Annotated in this window: 20 protein-coding genes; 16 read left to right on the top strand and 4 right to left on the bottom strand. The window is 37.2% G+C overall.

What is annotated here, in order from left to right; genetic code table 11:
- The first annotated feature begins 41 nt into the window (after positions 1-41).
- The 3 genes from ACMZ42_RS13600 (at position 42) to ACMZ42_RS13590 (ending at position 2,987) form a co-directional block, all read left to right on the top strand.
- Positions 42-488, top strand: a complete 447-nt coding sequence (locus tag ACMZ42_RS13600; protein ID WP_370083088.1) for a YlbF family regulator — start codon at positions 42-44, stop codon at positions 486-488.
- A 168-nt stretch (positions 489-656) separates the two neighbouring features.
- Complete coding sequence (locus ACMZ42_RS13595; protein WP_370083086.1) at positions 657-1,709, top strand: tartrate dehydrogenase; 1,053 nt, start codon at positions 657-659, stop codon at positions 1,707-1,709.
- Positions 1,710-2,420: 711 nt separating this feature from the next.
- Entirely contained in the window at positions 2,421-2,987 is a 567-nt protein-coding gene (locus tag ACMZ42_RS13590; protein WP_415731788.1) for a hypothetical protein, read from the top strand.
- Between the two features lie 170 nt (positions 2,988-3,157).
- Here the strand turns inward: ACMZ42_RS13590 and ACMZ42_RS13585 are convergent, their stop codons facing one another.
- Positions 3,158-4,057 (bottom strand): glycerophosphodiester phosphodiesterase, encoded by a 900-nt coding sequence (locus tag ACMZ42_RS13585; RefSeq protein WP_415731787.1) that lies wholly within the window; start codon positions 4,055-4,057, stop codon positions 3,158-3,160.
- A gap of 308 nt (positions 4,058-4,365) precedes the next feature.
- On the opposite strand from ACMZ42_RS13585, the gene ACMZ42_RS13580 reads away from it, so the two are divergent.
- Entirely contained in the window at positions 4,366-4,638 is a 273-nt protein-coding gene (locus ACMZ42_RS13580; protein ID WP_132357596.1) for a YlbG family protein, read from the top strand.
- A 2-nt stretch (positions 4,639-4,640) separates the two neighbouring features.
- Here the strand turns inward: ACMZ42_RS13580 and ACMZ42_RS13575 are convergent, their stop codons facing one another.
- Positions 4,641-5,030 carry a methylthioribose kinase gene (locus ACMZ42_RS13575; RefSeq protein WP_415731786.1) on the bottom strand — a complete coding sequence of 130 codons (390 nt, stop codon included), beginning with the start codon at positions 5,028-5,030 and terminating at the stop codon, positions 4,641-4,643.
- Positions 5,031-5,086: 56 nt separating this feature from the next.
- Between ACMZ42_RS13575 and ACMZ42_RS13570 the strand changes: the two genes are divergently transcribed.
- The 3 genes from ACMZ42_RS13570 (at position 5,087) to coaD (ending at position 7,905) form a co-directional block, all read left to right on the top strand.
- Positions 5,087-6,514 carry an RNA polymerase II gene (locus tag ACMZ42_RS13570; protein WP_415731785.1) on the top strand — a complete coding sequence of 476 codons (1,428 nt, stop codon included), beginning with the start codon at positions 5,087-5,089 and terminating at the stop codon, positions 6,512-6,514.
- 292 nt (positions 6,515-6,806) lie between these two features.
- A complete protein-coding gene (rsmD, locus tag ACMZ42_RS13565) occupies positions 6,807-7,367 on the top strand; it encodes a 16S rRNA (guanine(966)-N(2))-methyltransferase RsmD (protein ID WP_370083076.1) in 561 nt (186 codons plus the stop codon).
- 46 nt (positions 7,368-7,413) lie between these two features.
- Entirely contained in the window at positions 7,414-7,905 is a 492-nt protein-coding gene (gene coaD, locus ACMZ42_RS13560) for a pantetheine-phosphate adenylyltransferase (protein WP_370083074.1), read from the top strand.
- A 310-nt stretch (positions 7,906-8,215) separates the two neighbouring features.
- Here the strand turns inward: coaD and ACMZ42_RS13555 are convergent, their stop codons facing one another.
- A complete protein-coding gene (locus tag ACMZ42_RS13555; protein WP_370083072.1) occupies positions 8,216-9,115 on the bottom strand; it encodes a hypothetical protein in 900 nt (299 codons plus the stop codon).
- A 118-nt stretch (positions 9,116-9,233) separates the two neighbouring features.
- On the opposite strand from ACMZ42_RS13555, the gene ACMZ42_RS13550 reads away from it, so the two are divergent.
- Complete coding sequence (locus tag ACMZ42_RS13550; RefSeq protein WP_415731784.1) at positions 9,234-10,280, top strand: SepM family pheromone-processing serine protease; 1,047 nt, start codon at positions 9,234-9,236, stop codon at positions 10,278-10,280.
- 1,132 nt (positions 10,281-11,412) lie between these two features.
- Here the strand turns inward: ACMZ42_RS13550 and ACMZ42_RS13545 are convergent.
- Positions 11,413-12,624: a nucleotidyltransferase gene (locus ACMZ42_RS13545; RefSeq protein ID WP_415731783.1), complete on the bottom strand. Its 1,212-nt coding sequence runs from the start codon at positions 12,622-12,624 to the stop codon at positions 11,413-11,415.
- A 197-nt stretch (positions 12,625-12,821) separates the two neighbouring features.
- Between ACMZ42_RS13545 and ACMZ42_RS13540 the strand changes: the two genes are divergently transcribed.
- The 8 genes from ACMZ42_RS13540 (at position 12,822) to mraZ (ending at position 19,519) form a co-directional block, all read left to right on the top strand.
- Positions 12,822-13,355 (top strand): YceD family protein, encoded by a 534-nt coding sequence (locus tag ACMZ42_RS13540; protein WP_370075332.1) that lies wholly within the window; start codon positions 12,822-12,824, stop codon positions 13,353-13,355.
- Between the two features lie 24 nt (positions 13,356-13,379).
- Positions 13,380-13,553: a 50S ribosomal protein L32 gene (gene rpmF / locus ACMZ42_RS13535; protein WP_010858320.1), complete on the top strand. Its 174-nt coding sequence runs from the start codon at positions 13,380-13,382 to the stop codon at positions 13,551-13,553.
- A 163-nt stretch (positions 13,554-13,716) separates the two neighbouring features.
- A complete protein-coding gene (locus ACMZ42_RS13530; protein WP_402868243.1) occupies positions 13,717-14,484 on the top strand; it encodes an enoyl-CoA hydratase/isomerase family protein in 768 nt (255 codons plus the stop codon).
- A 110-nt stretch (positions 14,485-14,594) separates the two neighbouring features.
- Positions 14,595-14,972, top strand: coding sequence for a transcriptional regulator (locus tag ACMZ42_RS13525; protein WP_132357574.1), 378 nt, complete (start codon positions 14,595-14,597; stop codon positions 14,970-14,972).
- Positions 14,973-15,639: 667 nt separating this feature from the next.
- Positions 15,640-16,542, top strand: a complete 903-nt coding sequence (locus tag ACMZ42_RS13520) for a ketopantoate reductase family protein (protein WP_415731782.1) — start codon at positions 15,640-15,642, stop codon at positions 16,540-16,542.
- Positions 16,539-16,934 carry a DUF3397 domain-containing protein gene (locus ACMZ42_RS13515; protein WP_415731781.1) on the top strand — a complete coding sequence of 132 codons (396 nt, stop codon included), beginning with the start codon at positions 16,539-16,541 and terminating at the stop codon, positions 16,932-16,934. The genes ACMZ42_RS13520 and ACMZ42_RS13515 overlap by 4 nt, the downstream gene beginning before the upstream one ends.
- A 283-nt stretch (positions 16,935-17,217) precedes the next feature.
- Positions 17,218-18,834 (top strand): bacillithiol biosynthesis cysteine-adding enzyme BshC, encoded by a 1,617-nt coding sequence (gene bshC / locus ACMZ42_RS13510; protein ID WP_415731780.1) that lies wholly within the window; start codon positions 17,218-17,220, stop codon positions 18,832-18,834.
- A 253-nt stretch (positions 18,835-19,087) separates the two neighbouring features.
- A complete protein-coding gene (gene mraZ / locus ACMZ42_RS13505; protein ID WP_402868235.1) occupies positions 19,088-19,519 on the top strand; it encodes a division/cell wall cluster transcriptional repressor MraZ in 432 nt (143 codons plus the stop codon).
- The last annotated feature ends 8 nt before the right edge of the window (positions 19,520-19,527 follow it).

The raw sequence follows: 19,527 nt of genomic DNA, 5'->3' as shown, positions 1-19,527 counted from the left end.
TAAAATCTGTTATGATGGGAAAGAGATTGGGGGAATTAAAAATGATGATGACCTCTGACTGGGCAATCATTTTGGATGAGGCCGATGCGCTTTGTGAGATGATTCTTTCCTCTGAGCCTGCGAAAATGCTGCAGCAAGCATATGATGCTGTGTATAGCGATGTCCAAATAGTCGAAGCTATTTATGCATTTAATCGCATGAAAGAGCAGTATGAAGATGTACAACGTTTCGGAAAATATCATCCGGACTATCATACAATTATGAAATCGATTCGTCAGCAAAAGCGCGCACTCGATTTAAATGAAAAGGTTTCAGCTTTAAGAATTGCTGAGAACGATTTTCAAGATTTACTTGATCAAATAAGCTTACTTATAGGGAAAACTGTTTCAGAAGCGGTAAAAGTTCCTGTAAGTAATCCGTTCTTTGCATCAGGTTCTTCATGTGGTGGAGGATGTGGCTCAGGCGGTTCATGCTCTTGCTCTGCATAAACAAGGTAATACTTTTTTTAGACTGTATGTAAACTCGGGTGAGTTTCTATACAGTCTTTTTTATACTATGCTACAGTAGCGACAGCCATAAACATCAGAGTGTAATTACTGCAGAAAAATTGTATAGTAATTGTATAGGCGTTATGGAAATTAAAGGAGGATTAACAGATGAAGACTTATCGAATTGCCGTTATACCAGGAGATGGGATTGGTAAAGAGGTTGTACCAGCGGCGATAGAAGTTCTTGATAAAGCAGCTCAATTAGATGGCAGCTTTCAATTTGAATGGACAACATTCCCTTGGGGTTGTGATTATTATTTAGAGACAGGTAAAATGATGCCTGATAATGGTATTGAAATTTTGAAAGGTTACGATCAAATCTTTTTAGGTGCTGTAGGCATGCCAGATCTAGTACCAGACCACATTTCATTATGGGGGCTACTTATTAAAATCCGCCGTGAGATGAAGCAATCTATTAATGTGCGTCCAGCAAAGCTACTTCAAGGTTTGCCTTCACCTTTACGTAATCCAAATGGCTTTGATTTTGTTGTTGTACGTGAAAACTCAGAGGGTGAGTATGCTGAGAGTGGTGGCAGAATACATAGTGGACAGGATGAGGTTGCGATCCAAAATGCTATTTTCACAAGGAAGGGAACAGAACGTGCAATGCGATATGCATTTGAAATGGCAAAAACTCGACGCCAGCATGTTACAAGTGCCACAAAATCTAATGGAATTACATACAGTATGCCTTTTTGGGATGAAGTATTTGCAGAAGTAGGTAAAGATTACGAGAATATAGGACAAGTATCTAATCATATTGATGCTTTAGCTGCCTTTTTAGTAATGAAGCCAGAAAACTTTGATGTTATTGTTGCATCCAATTTATTTGGAGATATTTTAACCGACTTAGGTGGTGCAATTATGGGGAGTATCGGAATTGCTCCAGCTGCAAATTTAAATATAGAACGACAATATCCATCTATGTTTGAACCAGTCCATGGCTCTGCTCCTGACATTGCAGGACAAGGGATAGCAAATCCACTTGGACAAATTTGGACAGGCAAAATGATGCTTGATTTCTTAGGTTATCATGAGCTTGGCGCCAAAGTGCTAAATGCGATGGAAGCAACATTAGCTGAAGGTATTAAAACAGGTGATTTGGGAGGAAAAGCGACATTACGTGATGTAACGGATGCCGTATTACATCATCTACAATAAAGCAAAACTTTTGGAACAGTGGGGTTTTCTAATTTTGGGTAGGAATTATTAACACCAATCCCTAAATCTATTATAGAAACGAAGCGAGGTGTAAAATCAAAAGAGGCTGGGACAAAAAGAAATGTTAGACCTAGATATAATCGGTCTAACATTTTTTTGATTTTAAATAGGGAATTCACTTTGGTGAAGCGAAAAATTATTATCTCTTTTTGTTATTTTTCAAAATAAACGAGTTCTGTCCCAGCCTCTATTTTTTCCTTAACAATGTATCCCCAAGAGGGATTCCAACCACAACAACCAAAACCGTTAGAATTACCAGGGCTTGAAAAATAAAATACGCAACTTGATCGAACATCGTATCTCTCCTTCTTTTTTTAATAATTCCTACCTTATATTCTGTAATTATCCAACCCTTGTTGAAGAGAAATAAAGCACAAAATCATTCGTGCTTTTAATAATATAGTTTACTTCATTACGACGTATGTATGCACTTTTTATATTTTGTGATCTTCAACAATAGGTCGCGATTGTTTAATATAAGCTTCGCTGTTCTTCTTAAATTAACGAGTTCTTTAGTAGCAGAACTTTGAGCTGTTCAGACAGCTCTTTTTTTATTCAACTTCGTGGTAGAATAATAAAAAGATAAGACAAATGAACAATTATTTAATAAACTAACGATTATATATTAACTACTTTTGTAGGAGGATTACTATGTTAAACTTAACGGAATATTTGTACAAAAAGATAAAACCGATTATTGAAAATTGGAATGAGGATGGAATATATGCATTATCTTTTTTTGTATATACAAATGAAGCTTCAGATAATATCCCTATTTTTGTAATCAGTTATAATACCGAGGAAGATTGTGAGTATAGTTCACAGCTCAGTGAGCAAAGATGGAATTACGCCTTTTGGAGACAAGATGAAAATGAAATTATTGGCGATGAAGAATCGACAAACATATTATTACAATGGTTTAAGGAAAATGGCATAAAAGATATTGGGTACGAGGACGAAACATTAATGTATGATGAGGATTATAATTATATAGGAAAAGGACCAAACGGATATTTTGAGTTTTTACAGGTAGTTTCTAATGTAGCAAAAAGATTACACGACAATAAAGTTATTATACATACTTTTAACAGAGAAATACCCATAATTATTCACGATTTGGAGTATTCTTGGTTTTCAGAAGAAACAACGAAAAATGGAAACCCTAATGGGATAGCCGAGATATTTTTGGAAGCATTACGTCTAGAATTTCCAGAGTGAATTCTTGTATATAAGCTTTCTGTGTAGGTAAGAGAGTTAGATTTATCCCCGGTACCCAATAATTATATAGGTAGAGAAATTAATAAAAGGTAAGGGCTGTTAAAAGAAGGCCCTCACCAATCAATGTGTTAACCATAATAAAATGGAGATTAGGCTCCATTTTATTATTCTTATTTTTGTAGTAATTCTACAGCAATATCAGGTCGATCTGTAATAATACCTTTTGCACCGTTTTGAATTAGTTTATTCATTGTTGCTACGTCATTGATAGTCCAATAATGAACAGGGATGTTTAAATTGTTCAGAAACTGGATAAACTTTGGAGATTCTAGTGTGATTACTCCTGATTTAGGCGGTATCTGGAATACGTCTACCTTTGGATGATATAAGTGTCCAAACTGGCTTGAGAAAGAAGCAAATGCTTTACGAACATCTGATTCACCTGCACCGAGCGCTACTTGATTTTGTGCATATAAATTAAAGCGATCGATCTGTTCACCGTAAAAGCTTGTGACAACTACTCGATTCTCAGCACCAAGCTCTTCAATTAAACGCCATAGTTTAGATGGCATTAAACTTCCTTCATACGTATCTGGTGCATCTTTAATATCAATATTTACTAACAAGTTTGGATAAGTTTCTAATAGTTCACGTAATGTGACAACGTCTATTTTTTCATCTCGATAAGGAAATTCCCTATCTAAATCTTCAAATTGATAGCCGTGGTTTAGTGCATTTATTTCCGCTAAAGTCATGTCTGCAACAAGTCCATAGCCATCTGTCGTACGATCGACAGTATCATCGTGGAAAACGATAATTTCCTCATCTTTGGTTAAGCGAATATCTATTTCAAAGCCGGCAACACCTAACTGTGCGGCTTTTTCAAAAGCAGGCATTGTATGCTCAGGTGCTATATGAGCACCGCCACGATGTGCGAGAATAATTGGGTGATCAAATTGTAATGCTTGTTTACCTTCTCGTTGTTGAGGTTTAGAAATAGCTTTACTACCTGCCCAAGCCGCTGCACTTGCCGCTGCGATTGCAAGCGCAATCTTTGTTTTCTTACCCATATTCGTCCTCCTTAACAATTAAATTAATATAAATAGTACTGGCAATTTCACTTTTTAACTTTTTTCAGCAATTGTTTTTGTAGCGAAAGCAAAGCGTCAGCTACGATTATGCCGAGGCATAATTGTGAACAAACAAAAGTTCTACGTAAACTAGTACTCTATAACTTGCATAAGTGAATATAAAACTCTAAGTCAACGTTGTATGCTTTACCATTATAACGGAAAATTGAGCGTTCTGTCAGCTAAACTCTGTTGCTATCATTTTCCGGTCTATGGTATTCTTTTATGTAAGAAATGAGGGGAATACTATGAACGAACGCCAAGGACTAATCGTTTACGTCCATCAATTAAAACATGCGAAGTCTCTTCGAAAATATGGTCATGTTCTTTATATTTCTCGGAGGCAAAAATATGTGGTGATTTATTGCGAGCGAGAGGAAATAGAATCAATGACAACAAAACTACAACGCCTTCCATTCGTGAAAGACGTTGTAAAATCTTATCGTCCATTTGTTAAAACTGAGTATGAAAATGCAAAACCAGATAAAGCGAAAGAATATGACTATAAAGCAGGTCTATAATACTATACCAACGCCGGGATGTAGTGATGAAGTCTCATTATTCCAATCAGGTATTGATAAAATAGTTTTGATTCCGAAAATATAGAAGAGTGCTTTATTTCTACAACAACCGCTTTTCTATCTAGTCGTTTAATACTTTCTTCAAACATTTTTTGTCGCTGTGAAGGCTGCTCTTCATTATAAGGGATGCCTTCTCGACAAATATAAATCGGCATGAATTTACTTTCACCGACTGGTTTTAAAGCGACTGCTAAAGAGGCAACCTTTTTTTCTTCTTTAGTGGATGTTAGTATAAAGGCTTGGTGGAAGCGATCTTGGTTGGTTTTCACTATTTCAAGTAGCTCATAAACATCACCATAGCCCTCACCTAATTCTATAAATTGTTGTGGCATAAAAATTGCACATCCTTTCCAATACACATAGTATCATGCTGCGGGAGGTCAAGCACATGAAATTTGCAATGAGTTTTTTTTCCATTCTAGCACTAATCATTACCGGAACGTTATTTTTTCAGTACCATGCTTATTCGTCTGACTTAGAGACAGGCAATGGCGAATTCCGTTATTCACAAGAGATAGAAATTGTCTATCGAGAAAATAGCTTGGATATTCGTCAACATTTTAAAAATTTACCCAACCAAAAAGTGAAGATAGAGTGGCCAGAAAATGCGATAAATCCTAGTTGCTTTATCGATAACGAAAAAAGCTGTGATCGCTTATCAAAAGAAGTCTCACATTTTGAAAAAGGGGAGACTAAATCACAATCTGTTTCATACATAATTCCGATTAAGGGTGGCTTAAAAGATAAAATGCTCATCCAAAATGTTTTCGCCACATTAACGAATGGTGAATCATCTTATTCTGTTGTACATATTTCAACGGATAGTAAAATTGTTGGTCAGTGGATAACAGGCTTGCCTTTAGTAGGTCAGCAAAAACTATCACTTGTTAACTATACAATGTTTAGTGGTTATGGTACAGTTCGTGATATTTATTGGCAGACGGGTAATTTAAAAGTACAAGAGCAAACTCCTGTGTTGTCTATTTATGCCCCGGGAGCTATTTCGAAGGATTTCTTGAAATCATTGGAGAATTTTAAGTTTTTGAATGATGAACATATTGCTATTATTCAAGAAAAGAATCCAGTGAAAGAACATGATGACCGACTTTTATTTTTACCAGAGCTAACTGAACAAGCTGTTGAACAGGAAGTTATACTGTCACAAATAAAGTCGCAATATAAGTTTAAAGATTCACCGGCATGGTTGCCAGAAGTGGTGGCATCCTATTTAGTGAAGGATACGATTGGCTCAGATAAAGCAAAGACAATCGTGAAGACGTTAAAAGAATATATGACGGCTAATCAAGAGTCGGCATGGCAGGAAGCTTTGAATAAACTTGGGGAAGAGCCGATTTCCCCTGCTTCAATGGACGATCTTTTATCCGAGGTATTAGATGCAAAAACGTCTTATTTTAAGTTGAATGCTTCCCAAGAAAGTGGCACATATCCACTATTATTTGAGGATGACCGAAGTATTTACGTGAATGATGTTTTGAGAGAAGATGTTCATGTGATACTTTATGAAGGGCAAGTATTATATAATGCTGATAAATTGTTACCTTATTTAGGTTATACTGCTGGTGAAGGTGAAAATGGATATTATATCAATAGTGATAATCGTACCTTCCGTTTCCCTAAAGAACCAGGATTTTATGTATTTAATCAACGTAGATATTCGACTATTTCAGAACCGCTTATTAAAATTGCCAATAATTATTATGTTGAAGAAGCTTGGCTACAACGATTATTTTTAGTAGAATTACAAAAAAGTGATGGTCGTATCAATATTAAGTTATTAACACAAGAACAAGAATAAATTTTTTGCAGCGGAGGTTCGTCTTTCGCTGCAAAAATGCTTTTATCTTCAATCAGCAGGTTGTTGTTGCAGAAACAACAGGGTTTTGTCTGTGCGAAAACGAAGCGACAGCAACAACAGTTTTTTTGTCTGTGCGAAAGCGAAGCGACAGCAACAACAGTTTTTTTGTCTGTGCGAAAGCGAAGCGACAGCAACAACAGGTTTTTTGTCTGTGCGAAAGCGAAGCGACAGCAACAACAATTACGCTAAGGCGAAATTGATTTATGGAAAAAGAAAGTACGGTGATTTGCCTATGAGAGTTGTAGCAGGAGAACGTAAAGGGATGCCTTTAAAGGCAATTGCAGGGAACACGACGAGACCTACAACTGATAAAGTAAAGGAATCCATATTTAATATTATTGGTCCATTCTTTGATGGAGGTATAGCGCTCGATTTATTTGCAGGGAGCGGTGGCTTAGGTATCGAATCTTTAAGTAGAGGGGCTGAACACGCCGTTTTCATTGAAAAGGATGCAAAGGCGTTCCAAGTACTACAGGAAAACATAAAAAAATGTCGTTACGAGGATTGCTCTGAGCTTTTTCGTATCGATGCGAAGCGTGCTGTGAAAGCGTTATTAAAACGTGATATTACGTTTAAATTAGTATTTTTAGATCCACCATATCATCTCAAAGAATATTATGACTTAGTGCAGATTCTTGTCGACAATGATAAAATTCAACATGATGGCATTATTTTATGTGAGCATGCAAAAGAAGTAGAATTACCACAGAGATTTGGGGATTTTGTATTAAAAAGACAAGAAACATATGGCGGAACGATTATATCCGTTTATCTTCATTCAGAGGGTGTCTAAACACCCGTGGAAATTGATCGTTGCATAGAGGGAGAGGGAGAATAAGTTGTCAGAGAAGATTGCTGTAGTTCCTGGAAGTTTTGATCCAGTGACATTTGGTCACTTAGATATTATAAAACGGGCGGCAGATGTATTTGACACAGTTTATGTTGCTGTTTTAAATAATTCATCCAAGCAGCCGTTATTTTCAGTAGAAGAGCGCATGGCTTTAATGGCGGAGGTTACTAAAGCATTGCCTAATGTACGTATTGAAAGTTCATCGGGGCTATTAATAGACTATGCTAAGGAAAAAAAAGCAAAAGCGATTGTTCGTGGTTTACGTGCTGTTTCGGATTTTGAATACGAAATGCAAATTACTTCGATGAACCGTTTTCTTGATGAAACCATTGAAACGTTTTTCATCATGACAAAAAATCAATATTCATTCTTAAGCTCAAGCATTGTTAAAGAAGTTGCGAAATATGGTAGTGATGTTACTGAGCTTGTTCCTGCTTGTGTTGTAGAAGCTTTAAAAGAAAAGTATGGGTTTGAAAAATAAACTAAAAAAGAGAGGCTAGGGCAAAACTGGCCAAAGCCTTGAAAAGCGCGAGAAATCAATTTTAGCAATGTTGATTTCTCGCGCTTTTTGGATGTGAATTTTTCCTGTTTTTATTTATTTGACAAAAAATGGATTATGGAATTATCATAATATTTTCTGCTATTTTATGTGGTTCTTCGGAGGGAAGTTATAAGAGTAGGGAAATGATTGAATTCCTCTGCTGTGCTTACTCCTAAGTCCGATCTTTACTCCTCGCTCCAATCAAAAAAACTTAAATGCTAAACCTTTTTTTACTCTAAAGAACGATTATTTATTTTAAGAAAAAAAGAGCATAAATAGTGGGTACAATGATTATGCTAAGTAGGCGGAATTTTATATAGGGTCGAACGGAAAGCTTGGCTGATTTCGCGATTACGAAAATTTGTAAGTGAATGCTTATACTTTGCATTGTTAACAACATAACAACTAGTAACGGTAAATATGGAAAGTTTGGAAAAGCTGAGACGGTCATTTTAAGACCATTTGTAACTTCAAGAATAGCGGCTATGGAAAGCTCAGCTGTATAGGGAAGTTTAGGTAGCAGTGAGTCTAAGCCTTGTTGGACAATCGTCTGGATGGTAGTGAAAAAAATTATTGTAGTTCCAACTAATAGTATTGTCGGTGCTGTTTCTTTAATGCTTTCAGAAAATGGTGCTGTATGCAAAGGTGTATTGTGTATGGAGATGCTAGGAGGATCTGTTTTACGAAATAAGAAGTAACCAGTTATTAAACAGCAAATATTAAAACTATGTAGTAAACATAAAAACATCCATCCGAACGTATTACTGTGTAATAAATCAAGGCTTACAAATCCTAGAACGAAAAGAGGACTAGGTGCGTGACATACGGCTAATAAAAAATTTGCTTCTTTTGGATGTAGTTGCCCACTGTTTTTTAAGTAAACAATCGTTGTTGCTCCAGATGGATACCCCCCGAGTGCGCTAATAATGTAGGCTTGTACGTATAGAGAAGCTCTTTTTGTTTTCGTTCGCATAGGAGCCGTTAAACGGAGAAGCCATTGCGTTAAAATAAGGTAAGGTAATAAATACGGGAAAAGGGCCTCCATAAATAGGTTTAAACCTAAATCAGTACCGTTATGAGCAGTTTGTGGGAATAACAAGAGTAATAGAATAAGAACTATGCAAATCGCTATTTGAATTATCGCATACATGTTATCATCTCGTTTCAACTTTTTGTCATTCACATAGGCAAATGCTAAAATCAATATATGTAAAAAAGGCAAAAACATGAACGTATGGTTTTGCAAGCGTCCTAGGAGGTGTTTTTCTTTGAAGAAAAAAATTAGTATTTATGCAGTGTTATTAGTCGTGATTTGTTTTTTAATGTTGTACCGACTAGACGCTTATATCATGAAGCCGGGAAGTGCTTATGATGTCAGTAAATTTGTAAACGTCGAAAATAGCCATACCGATGATAAAGGATCCTTGAGTTTAATGACGGTGGCTATGCAGCAAGCTACGCCTTTTTCATATGTATGGGCGAAAACTCAAAAATATCAAAAATTAATGGATATTGAACAAGTTCGAAATCCATTAGAGGATGAAGAGGAATATAATGTTCGACAGTTAAAATTAATGTCTGATTCTCAATTTAATGCAAAGTATGTAGCTTTTCAAAGGGCTGGACTTCAAACAAAAATTCTCTTTAATGGTGTTTTTGTATTAAATGTATTAGATGGCGGTGCCTCGGATAATTTGTTAAAAGCTGGTGATGAAATTATTGAGGTTGATGGACAAAAAATTAAAAACCAACAAATGCTTGTAGACCTTTTAAAGCCGAAGCAACTTGGTGATAAGGTGACAATTAAATTTGATCGTAATACAAAAGAACAAGAGGTAACGATTGCATTAAAGGAAATCCCTGAGTCAGAAGAGAAAAGGGCAGGGTTAGGTATTACTTATACTGAAAGTAAATCTATTGAAACAAATCCAAATGTGTCAATGAAAACGGAGGATATTGGAGGTCCGTCTGCTGGGTTAATGTTTACCTTAGAAATTTTAGACCAACTTCTCGAAGAAGATTTAACGAAAGGTTATGCTATTGCAGGGACAGGGGAAATGCTGGTTGATGGCTCTGTTGGAAGAATTGGTGGAATAGACTATAAAGTCATTGCTGCTGATCGCGATGGTATGGAATTCTTTTTTGCACCAGATGATGAAATTACTCCAGAAATGAAAGCTAAATATCCTGAACTGGAATCTAATTATGCTACAGCAGTAAAGACTGCGAAAGAAATTGGAACAAAAATGAAAATAGTTCCGGTTAAAACTGTGGATGATGCAATCGAATATTTAAAACAGTTACAGCCGAAATAAAGTTTTTTCTGTAGCGTGGGGTTGATTTCCGTTCCGGCTGGGCGCTTTCCTAGGGGCGTCCGATGAGCCGCTTTGTTGCTGTCGCTTCGCTTTCGCACAGAAAACATCCGCTTCGCTGCAGGGTCTCGGGCCAACAGATGTTTTTTGCTCGAAAGCGTAGTGCTAACGTAGCGGCAGTAGCATCGATGTTGGTCACGAAGGCGTTTTCACAGGACGTGATGTTCTAGCCTTCGTTCCTCTATTGCTGATCCCCGAGGAGTCGCCCAGCCTCCACTCCAATCAACCATTTCACATAGCGTATAACTTTTGCATTTCGCTCAAATGAAATAAAAAAATGGAAGAGCAGATGAATATACTTTCGTCTGCTCTTTATGTTATTGAAAGACTATGTCAATGAAATTATTTGCAATAAAGTAATGCTCTTCGACAAAACTACGGGGTTGATTTCCGTTCCGACTGGGCTTTGCCGCTGTCGCTTCGCTTTCACGCAAAGCAAAGCTTCTGGGGGCGTCCGATGAGCCGCTTTTACGTTTTAACAAAATGACATCCAACTTTTTAGTTTGAGCGGGACCTTTTCAGGAATTATCGCCCAACTTTTAAATTTTATCTACCAACTTTCACGTTTTATCTACCAACTTTTAAATTTTATCTACCAACTTTCACGTTTTATCACCTAACTTTTAATTTTTATCGACATCCTCCTTCAGAAGAACAAAAAGGATTCACACACAAAACTGTGAGTGAATCCTTTTACTTTTTTATGTTGCCCAGTCTCGACTCCAATCAATTCATTAGTAAGCAAAATGTTTGCGCAGCAGATGTACAATAACATTCTCTATTCTGTTTGATTATGGTAAGTGGCCATAGCGTTCATTCTTAATTGCATAAATTAAAAGTACTGCGCTATCATTGATTGGAATGGAAGGCTACTCGACTCCCGTGGGAAAGTGAGACAGGTGAGACCCTGCACGGAGCGAGTGTTTTCCGTGCGGCAGCAACGTAAGCGGCTCAACGGCGAGTAGCCTGGAATGGAAATCACCCTCATTTAAAGCGCCACGACATTTCTTGACCATTTTGTTTGTCAACAACATAAAAGGATGCTAGAAGAATTTCTGGCATCCTTTTTCGTTACTTAAAAACGAATCGGTGGTGTTTGATAATCTTTAGGAAGACTTTGCTCTTTTATTCCTTGTTCTATACTTAAATTGTATACCTCTGCAGCATGAATATCTACAGCAAGCATAGCATCATCCATAGCGGCTACACGACTGATTAAAGGTAAAGGTATATCTTTTTTATGCATGCCTAAATAGCCTTGTCCCTTCTTGCTCATACCAAGTAAACGTATACTAGATGGAGCGTCAAAGCTTTGTAATTGTTCCTTTGTAAACCCAGTATAAATGTGTGTGAGCATACGTTGAAGACGCGTCCAAGTATAGCGTTTTGATTTAATTTTCTCCATAAAACTACTGAATGAATGACTTGTTTTCGCTGCTTTAATTAGAGCATTCTCAATGCCTTCTGTTACTTCAGCGTAGCGCGTAAGTTCATGAGGTGTGTGACGAATAAGCGTAAACTGTAACAATGGCCAAAAAGTTTCCCAACTTGCAAATTCACCATATTTTTCGTGCCAATCAGCTAAATAATCAAACGATGCTTTAGGGAGAAAATCTTCCACACTTTGTAGGGTGCTAGTTGTTGCTAGAGCCTTGCGAATTCCTGTGGCACTAGCAATAGATGCACCTTCTTGTAAAGCGTCATGGTAACCTGCAACGATGCGTGGGATTGTTAAAGGCTTAATGTTACTACTTAGCACTTTGGCAGCCTCAATATAATGAAAACCAAGTATATTGTTTGGCTGTCCCAAATCAATGTATGTTGCAGGGAATTTTTGAGAAAGCTGTTCATAGGCGTAATGTAGACTTTTAGGATAGCTTGCACCCGTTTTAAGGCTTTCTTTAATAAGAGTGTTATATTCAGTGCGATGATTATTAATGAGCTGAAACGTATTCATAAAGGGTTGAATGGAACCATCTTCGCTTCCAAAGGCAAAAGAATCGCAACCAATTGCTGATAATAAGGAAATTGCACCTTTTGCGAAATCGGTTGCAGGTGCGGTACTATAAACGTAGGGTAGCTCGATGACTATATCAACGCCACCTGCTAGAGCCATTTTTGTACGTGTCCATTTATCGACCATGGCTGGTTCACCACGCTGCAAAAAATCCCCGCTCATGATGGCGATGACAATATCCGCTTGTGCTACTTTTTTTGCCTGTTCCAAATGATAGGCATGTCCGTTGTGAAAAGGATTGTATTCAACAACTATTCCGACTGCTTGCAAATTTAAGCCCCCTTTATCATTTGCTTCTCGTTCTTGTAAATTTGGAGCTTTTTGCTTATTATAGAACGATTTGGAGCAAATTCACTTAGTATAATATATAATTATAGGTGGGTTTTATTGTGGTGACAAGAAATTATCTTGACATCTATTTTTACACATTATATAATCAACATTGTTGTCTCGAGGTGATTAAACGAATGAAATGGTCAATTCATCAATTATCTAAATACCGCCAAAACGGGATGCCAATCGATGCCTATGTCCAGTTGGACGAGGTGATGGAGCGAAACCAGGATATTCGAGCAATTTCGCCCGTTCATGTAAAAGGGCTATGTACTTTCGGTGCATCGCAAATGACATGTCAGCTAACTGTGACAGCGACGTTAACACTACCATGTGCACGCACATGGGAAGATGTTGAGTTTCCTATCGAAGTTGAGACAGTTGAAATTTTCAGCTGGATTGACGAGGATAAACGAGGGGAAGATGACGGAGAAATTCACTATATTGATGGTGAAGTAATCGACATGAAGCCGGTTATCGAGGAGTTAGTGCTTCTTGAAATACCTTTGCAAGTGTTCAAGGAGAATACCGAAGGACAAGTGCAAGGTGGTAAAAACTGGTCTTACGCAACAGATGAAGACGTTGAACTACACAAAAAAGCTGACACACAAAAAGTGGATCCAAGACTTGCTAATTTAGCTAAGTATTTTGATCAAACAGACGAATAGACGATCTGTAAGGAGGTGCCATCAATGGCTGTACCATTTAGAAGAACTTCTAAAACTGCAAAAAGAAAGCGTCGTACGCATTTCAAACTATCTGTACCTGGTATGGTAGCTTGCCCAAACTGTGGGGAAGCAAAATTATCACACCGTGTTTGCAAAGCTTGCGGACAATACAAAGGTAAAGAAGTAGTAAGCAAATAATACAGTGTTTGCTCACTTAAAAGGCTAGTAGAGAGACCATGGCTCTTTACTAGCCTTTTTGTTAGTTTGAAGAGACGGAATTTTCCGGCAATAACGAAAAGATATATAGTACTATAATAATTGTATGATACAATTTATCCATCGGGACAAAGGGGGAAATAGTGTGGCTTACATAATTGATAACAAAGAAGGTATTATGACGTTTACGATTAATCGAGAAGAAAAACGGAATGCGGTTAATGATGAGGTTATGGATGGGCTCCAAGAAGTCATTACATATATTCGTAATCATGATGATGTACGTTTCTTGGTCGTGACGGGTGCGGGGGATAAATCATTTTGCTCAGGAGGCGATTTATCTGAGTTTCATTCGCTTGAAACAGAGGATGAAGCGTTCGGGATGTTAGGTAAGATGGGTAAAATATTATATGACCTTGCAACATTGCCTGTACCTACGATTGCGTTAATTAACGGAACAGCGGTTGGTGGAGGTTGTGAAATTGCAACAGCTTGCGATTTTCGTCTAGTGGCAAGTCATGCGAAGTGCGGTTTTATACAGGGGACATTAGCAATTACAAGCGGTTGGGGTGGCGGTACATACTTATTCGAACGAGGATTACGCCATGATCGTGCGATGAAGATGCTAGTCGATGCGAAGCCTTACCCGGCGGAATTACTATATGAGATTGGTTGGGCAATGCGCGTTTTTGAAGGTTCAAAAGAAGCGGCATTGAACGATTTTATCGAACATATGCGTAAAATTCATCCTTCTGTTCATAAGGCTTATAAAGAAATTGAGCTTCGTAAGTGGCGTGAACGTAATATGTATGAACGTGTTATGGAGGAAGTTCGAACATGTGCGAAATTGTGGGAAAGTGAAGCTCACCACGAGGCAGTTGCTAATTTCCTAACAAAGAAAAACAATAAATAATGTATAACGGCAGTGATTATAAGAAAACATAATCACTGTCTTTTTTAATTCGATGATTCTATTTTGCTCGCTCACGCATATAGTAGTAAAAAATGCGAGGGTGATAGATTATGGAATTGAAAAAAAGAAAAGATCAATGGACAAAGGAAGACGATGAAAGATTAGCAGAAATTGTGTTGCATAATGTGCAAAATGGCAAAACACAGCTAGAAGCTTTTGAATTGGCTGCTGCTGAACTAGGTCGTACAAAACAAGCTTGTGGTTTCCGTTGGAATAAAACATTACGTAGTCAATATAGTCAGTCACTACTAGCTGTCCGAAATCAGCCACAACAATCGATGCGGAGCCATTTGAAGTTGGCATTAACAAGTTTTGATGAATTAACAGAAGCCTATCAAAGTCTCGAAGTAAGGCACCGCGAATTACAAAATGAGCACGATAAACTAGTGAAATGGTTGCAGCAAGGGTATTCTTTAATGAAAGATTAAAATAAGGAATCTGACGAAAGTTAAAAGTGCTGTAGAGTAAGGTACTTAGAAAAAATGTAAACTTGAATGAAAACATAATGCTGCGCTGAGTGTTTCAAAAAATATTTATCCCTCATTAACGGTCCGTAAAATTCCAATAGGTGAAGGCTGATAATTAGTGAGAAAAACCACTGATTAAAGTTTCGCTTATTATATTATCGTAAACACTTAGTCAATCCTGTATAATAAAAGAAGCTGCATAGGAGGTGCCTTAGAGATCATTCTAAGGCACCTCCTTCTGTAGAAAGGGACGAAAAGGATCATTTAACTTCTTTCAGCGAATGTCTAATGTAACGTAAGTGAAACGGCAGTTACGGATGTCTTTTGTAGCGACAGGTACAGGTGTCCAAACATCTGCTGAAATAGAGGAACTCAGTCCGAACGTCACGTCCTGTGGCAATTTATCTGTACGAAAGCAAAGAGACAGCAACAAGTGTTTTCTGTGCGAAAGCGAAGCGACAGCAACAAATGTTTTCTGTACGAAAGCGAAGCGACCACCAATCAATTATGCCGAGGTATAATTGATTGGTGGTCGGCAGCGGCTAAGATGTAATTGCGGTAGAACTGTTTAGGAGGGCGTTCTCTTATGTTAGATTGTCCATTGTATATATGGGAGGTGTGATGGATTGTGGATGTAGCGATTATTGGTGCAGGTGCTGTAGGTTTGTTAACGGCAAGTTTTTTAGCTGAGTCTGGTATGTCTGTAACGTTGGTTGCAAGAAGGCTGGAGCAGGTAGATGAACTTAATGCGAAGTATTTAACACGAGAGAATGTTGATGGAACGAAAACTGTGCAAAAAGTTGCTTCAACTACGAAATTAATGGAGTTACCACAGCAAGATTTAATTGTAATCGCTGTTAAGTATGGTCAATTACAAGAGCTATACGGACAATTATCTGCGTTACCAAGTACAATTTCGTTGTTGTTTATGCAAAATGGTTTAGCGCATTTTGATGAAGCACTGCGTTTGCCACAAAAAAATATTGCCTTTTGTTCTGTGTCATTTGGTGCTCAAATGATAGATCAGGTAACCGTGCAACATAGGGGTGTAGGTCCTTGTAAAATTGCGATAGAGCGAGGGGGCAGTGATGCCTTTAACGATTTGTTACAAATTGAAAATTCCTTGTATCCAGTTGAATTGGTTGCTAATGCTGAACAAATGTTGTTTGAGAAAGCTGTATTCAACTGCTTGATTAATCCTTTAACGGCCATATTGCAAGTGAGGAACGGAGAATTAGTAACGAATAAGCGAGCATTTTTATTAATGCAAACTATCTATCAAGAATTAACAGATGCTTTTGAAGGCATAGAACAAGCTATACCTTTTTTCAAGGTGATAGAGTTATGTGAAAAAACAGCAAGTAATACATCATCTATGCTAGCGGATCGGATACATGGGAGGAAAAGTGAAATTGACACGATTGTAGGAGTAATACTAGAAAAAGCTCTAGCAAAAGGTCATGATTTGCCTACTTTACGTACTTTATACCACCAAGTACTTGCGATAGAGGAGAGCGGTGAAAGACGTTGAAAGATTTTTTACATATAATAATAAGTATCATTATTTTTTGTCCAATACTCCTTTTTGTGATTATCTATTTAATTAGTCGAAAGGTTAAAATTCGAGGTACTCATGCTTTTGGGGTGGCATCCGACGTGACAACGGTCTGTTTGTTTTTTTCAGTACCATTAGCAATTGGTGTGCTGTGGCATGTCAATGTTAGTGTGCTATTAATAACGTTGGCGATAATGATGGCAATGATTTTTACATATATTGATTGGCGAACGAAAAAGGAAATTGAAGTGAAATCGCTACTTAGGAAAATTTGGCGCTTTCAATTTTTAGTGTTAAGTACGGCGTATATTGTTATTTGTATAGTAGGTGTTATTCAATCGGTTATAGAATATTTACAGGCTGTCTAAGCATTTTCTTTTCAAGTTGAAGCCATAAGCGTTAAAATAATAGCATTAAAGATTGTTTTATATTAATAACTCTATATGTGCAAAAAATTAAATAAAATTCCAATGTACGACAACGTTTGAGTATCTGGCAAAAATCGTATACTGTTTTTCTAAATATTTGTTGGGAATTGTCGGTTTGATAAACGTTCTAATTGCTTAGTAGTATAAAAAGGGATTTATTTTATTTCAAGTTTGCTTATGAAGAGTAAGAAGATGATTTAGTGAGTAGAGGAGTTTGTGTTAAATGAAACTGGAGTCAATCCAAGTACCCATAAAAAATCGTTTGCTAGCAGATTATTGGTCGTCGAATACTGCCATCCATGAGTTTTTTGAATACGCATATAACGATAAATCTTTTGAAAAACGAGCGCAATATTTAGATCAGCATGCATATGATCAAAAAGAATTAACAGCCATCATACGTCAATTTATGGAGCCGCTCGGTTTATCAAAGAAAGCGAATGAACATTTGCAGCAACTAGAGCAAGGGGCTGTTGCAGTTGTCGGTGGGCAACAAGCGGGTATCTTAACAGGTCCTCTTTTCTCAGTGCATAAGGCGATTTCGGTCATTGCATTAGCAAAAGAGCAAAGTGTAAAACTTCAACGACCTGTTGTTCCTGTTTTTTGGATAGCTGGTGAAGATCATGATTTAGAGGAAATTAACCATACGTATACAGTACGTGGTGAAGATATTAAAAAACGTGTTTACGGTGAACGTTCAAGACGTAAAACGATGGCTTCTGAAACAAGTATAAACAAAGAATCAATGACACAATTAATTAATACGATTGCGAAGGATATGGGCGAAACAGAATTCACTGAAATGCTTGTGAAACAATTAGTGGATACTCTTAATGAGTGTGAAACATTTACGGACTTCTTTGCGCAACTTATGAATCAATTGTTTAAAGATGAAGGTTTATTGATGATTGATGCAGCAGACTTTAAATTCCGCCAATATGAGCGTGATAATTTTACCCGTATCATTCATAAAAATGAAGAAATTGCTAGAGTGGTGACAGAAAAAGAAGCGGAGCTTGAACGTGCAGGCTATGGCACTCCTATTTTGGCATCAAATGAAGCGGCCAATTTATTCTATGTAGAAGATGGGGAGCGTCATCTTTTAGAAAGAAAAAATCAGCAATTTGTAAATCTAGCTGCAAATATCAAGCTATCACGTGAGGAAGTTTTAGAAATTGCTGAAAAACATCCTGAGCAGTTAAGTAATAACGTTGTGACGCGTCCGCTAATGCAGGAAATGACATTGCCTGTGCTTGCGTTTGTTGGTGGACCAGGGGAGCTTGCATACTGGGCGACATTGAAAGATGCGTTTGCGGTATTAGGTTTACAAATGCCGATTTTTGCTCCGCGTCTTCATATCACGATTGTCACACGTCACGTAGAACAACTTTTGCGTGAATATCGTTTAAATGTTGCCGATGTTTGGGATGGAAAAGCGGTACAGCTTAAAGAACAGTTTATTGCTAAAATACAGGATACTGAAGCGAAGCATCAAATTCAGGTGATGCAACAAGATCTTTTAGAAAAGTATGAGGCTCTTCAACTTTATTTAGAAGAGCAACAACTATTACTAGATAAAATTCTTGTGAAAAATAAAGAGAATCATCTAAAGCAATTTGAGTATTTACAGCAAAAGGTTGAACAAACTGTTCTAAACAAGCATGAAACGACAATTCGAAAATTTATGACGCTACAAAATGAGTTGTATCCAAATGAAGGATTCCAGGAAAGAACTTATAATCCTTATCAATATTTTAATGAGTTTGGACCTATGCTAATTACTGAAATGCTGAAACAAAATTATAGCATTGGCAATCACCATTATTTAATTTATTTATAATTCCAATGTTTGTAACTTTATACCTAATTAACAATTTAATACAATGTTAATTTGATGAACAATGACGACATAAATAGTAAATGGAGAGCTATCCTACTAAGGGTAGCTCTTTTTTTGTGTCATTTATCATGGGTTCAATAATTTGTTAAAGGTCTATTCACGTATTAAGTGTTAAAATGTCAAGTTTTTTTTAAAAAAAGTGGTGGAAAGTGGGGGGATGTGGTACATTATTTAATAAAGTGGGGTGAATAGCATGTTCATGGGAGAATATCAACACTCTGTTGATGCGAAAGGACGACTAATCGTGCCCGCAAAATTTCGTGACGCCTTAGGTGAAACGTTTGTTGTAACACGCGGACTTGATAATTGTTTATTTGGCTATCCTATGGATGAATGGCGAAAACTCGAAGAAAAATTAAAGGGCTTACCGATGACCAAAAAGGATACACGTGCATTTGCAAGGTTTTTCTTTTCTGGGGCAACGGAAGTAGAGATAGACAAGCAGGGGCGCATTAACATTCCTTCAACTCTTATGCAGCATGCACATCTTGTAAAAGAATGTATCGTGTTAGGAGTTTCGAATCGAATTGAAATATGGGCGAAAGATGCTTGGGAAGCTTACTTTAGTGAGTCGGAACAATCCTTTAATGAAATTGCAGAAAATATGATTGGCTTTGATTTCTAAATTTTTTT

The organism is Lysinibacillus sp. NPDC056185, assembly GCF_047737915.1.
Taxonomy (GTDB): domain Bacteria; phylum Bacillota; class Bacilli; order Bacillales_A; family Planococcaceae; genus Lysinibacillus.
Note: the sequence above shows the minus strand (reverse complement) of the source record. Positions and strands in the feature narration are given on the sequence as shown.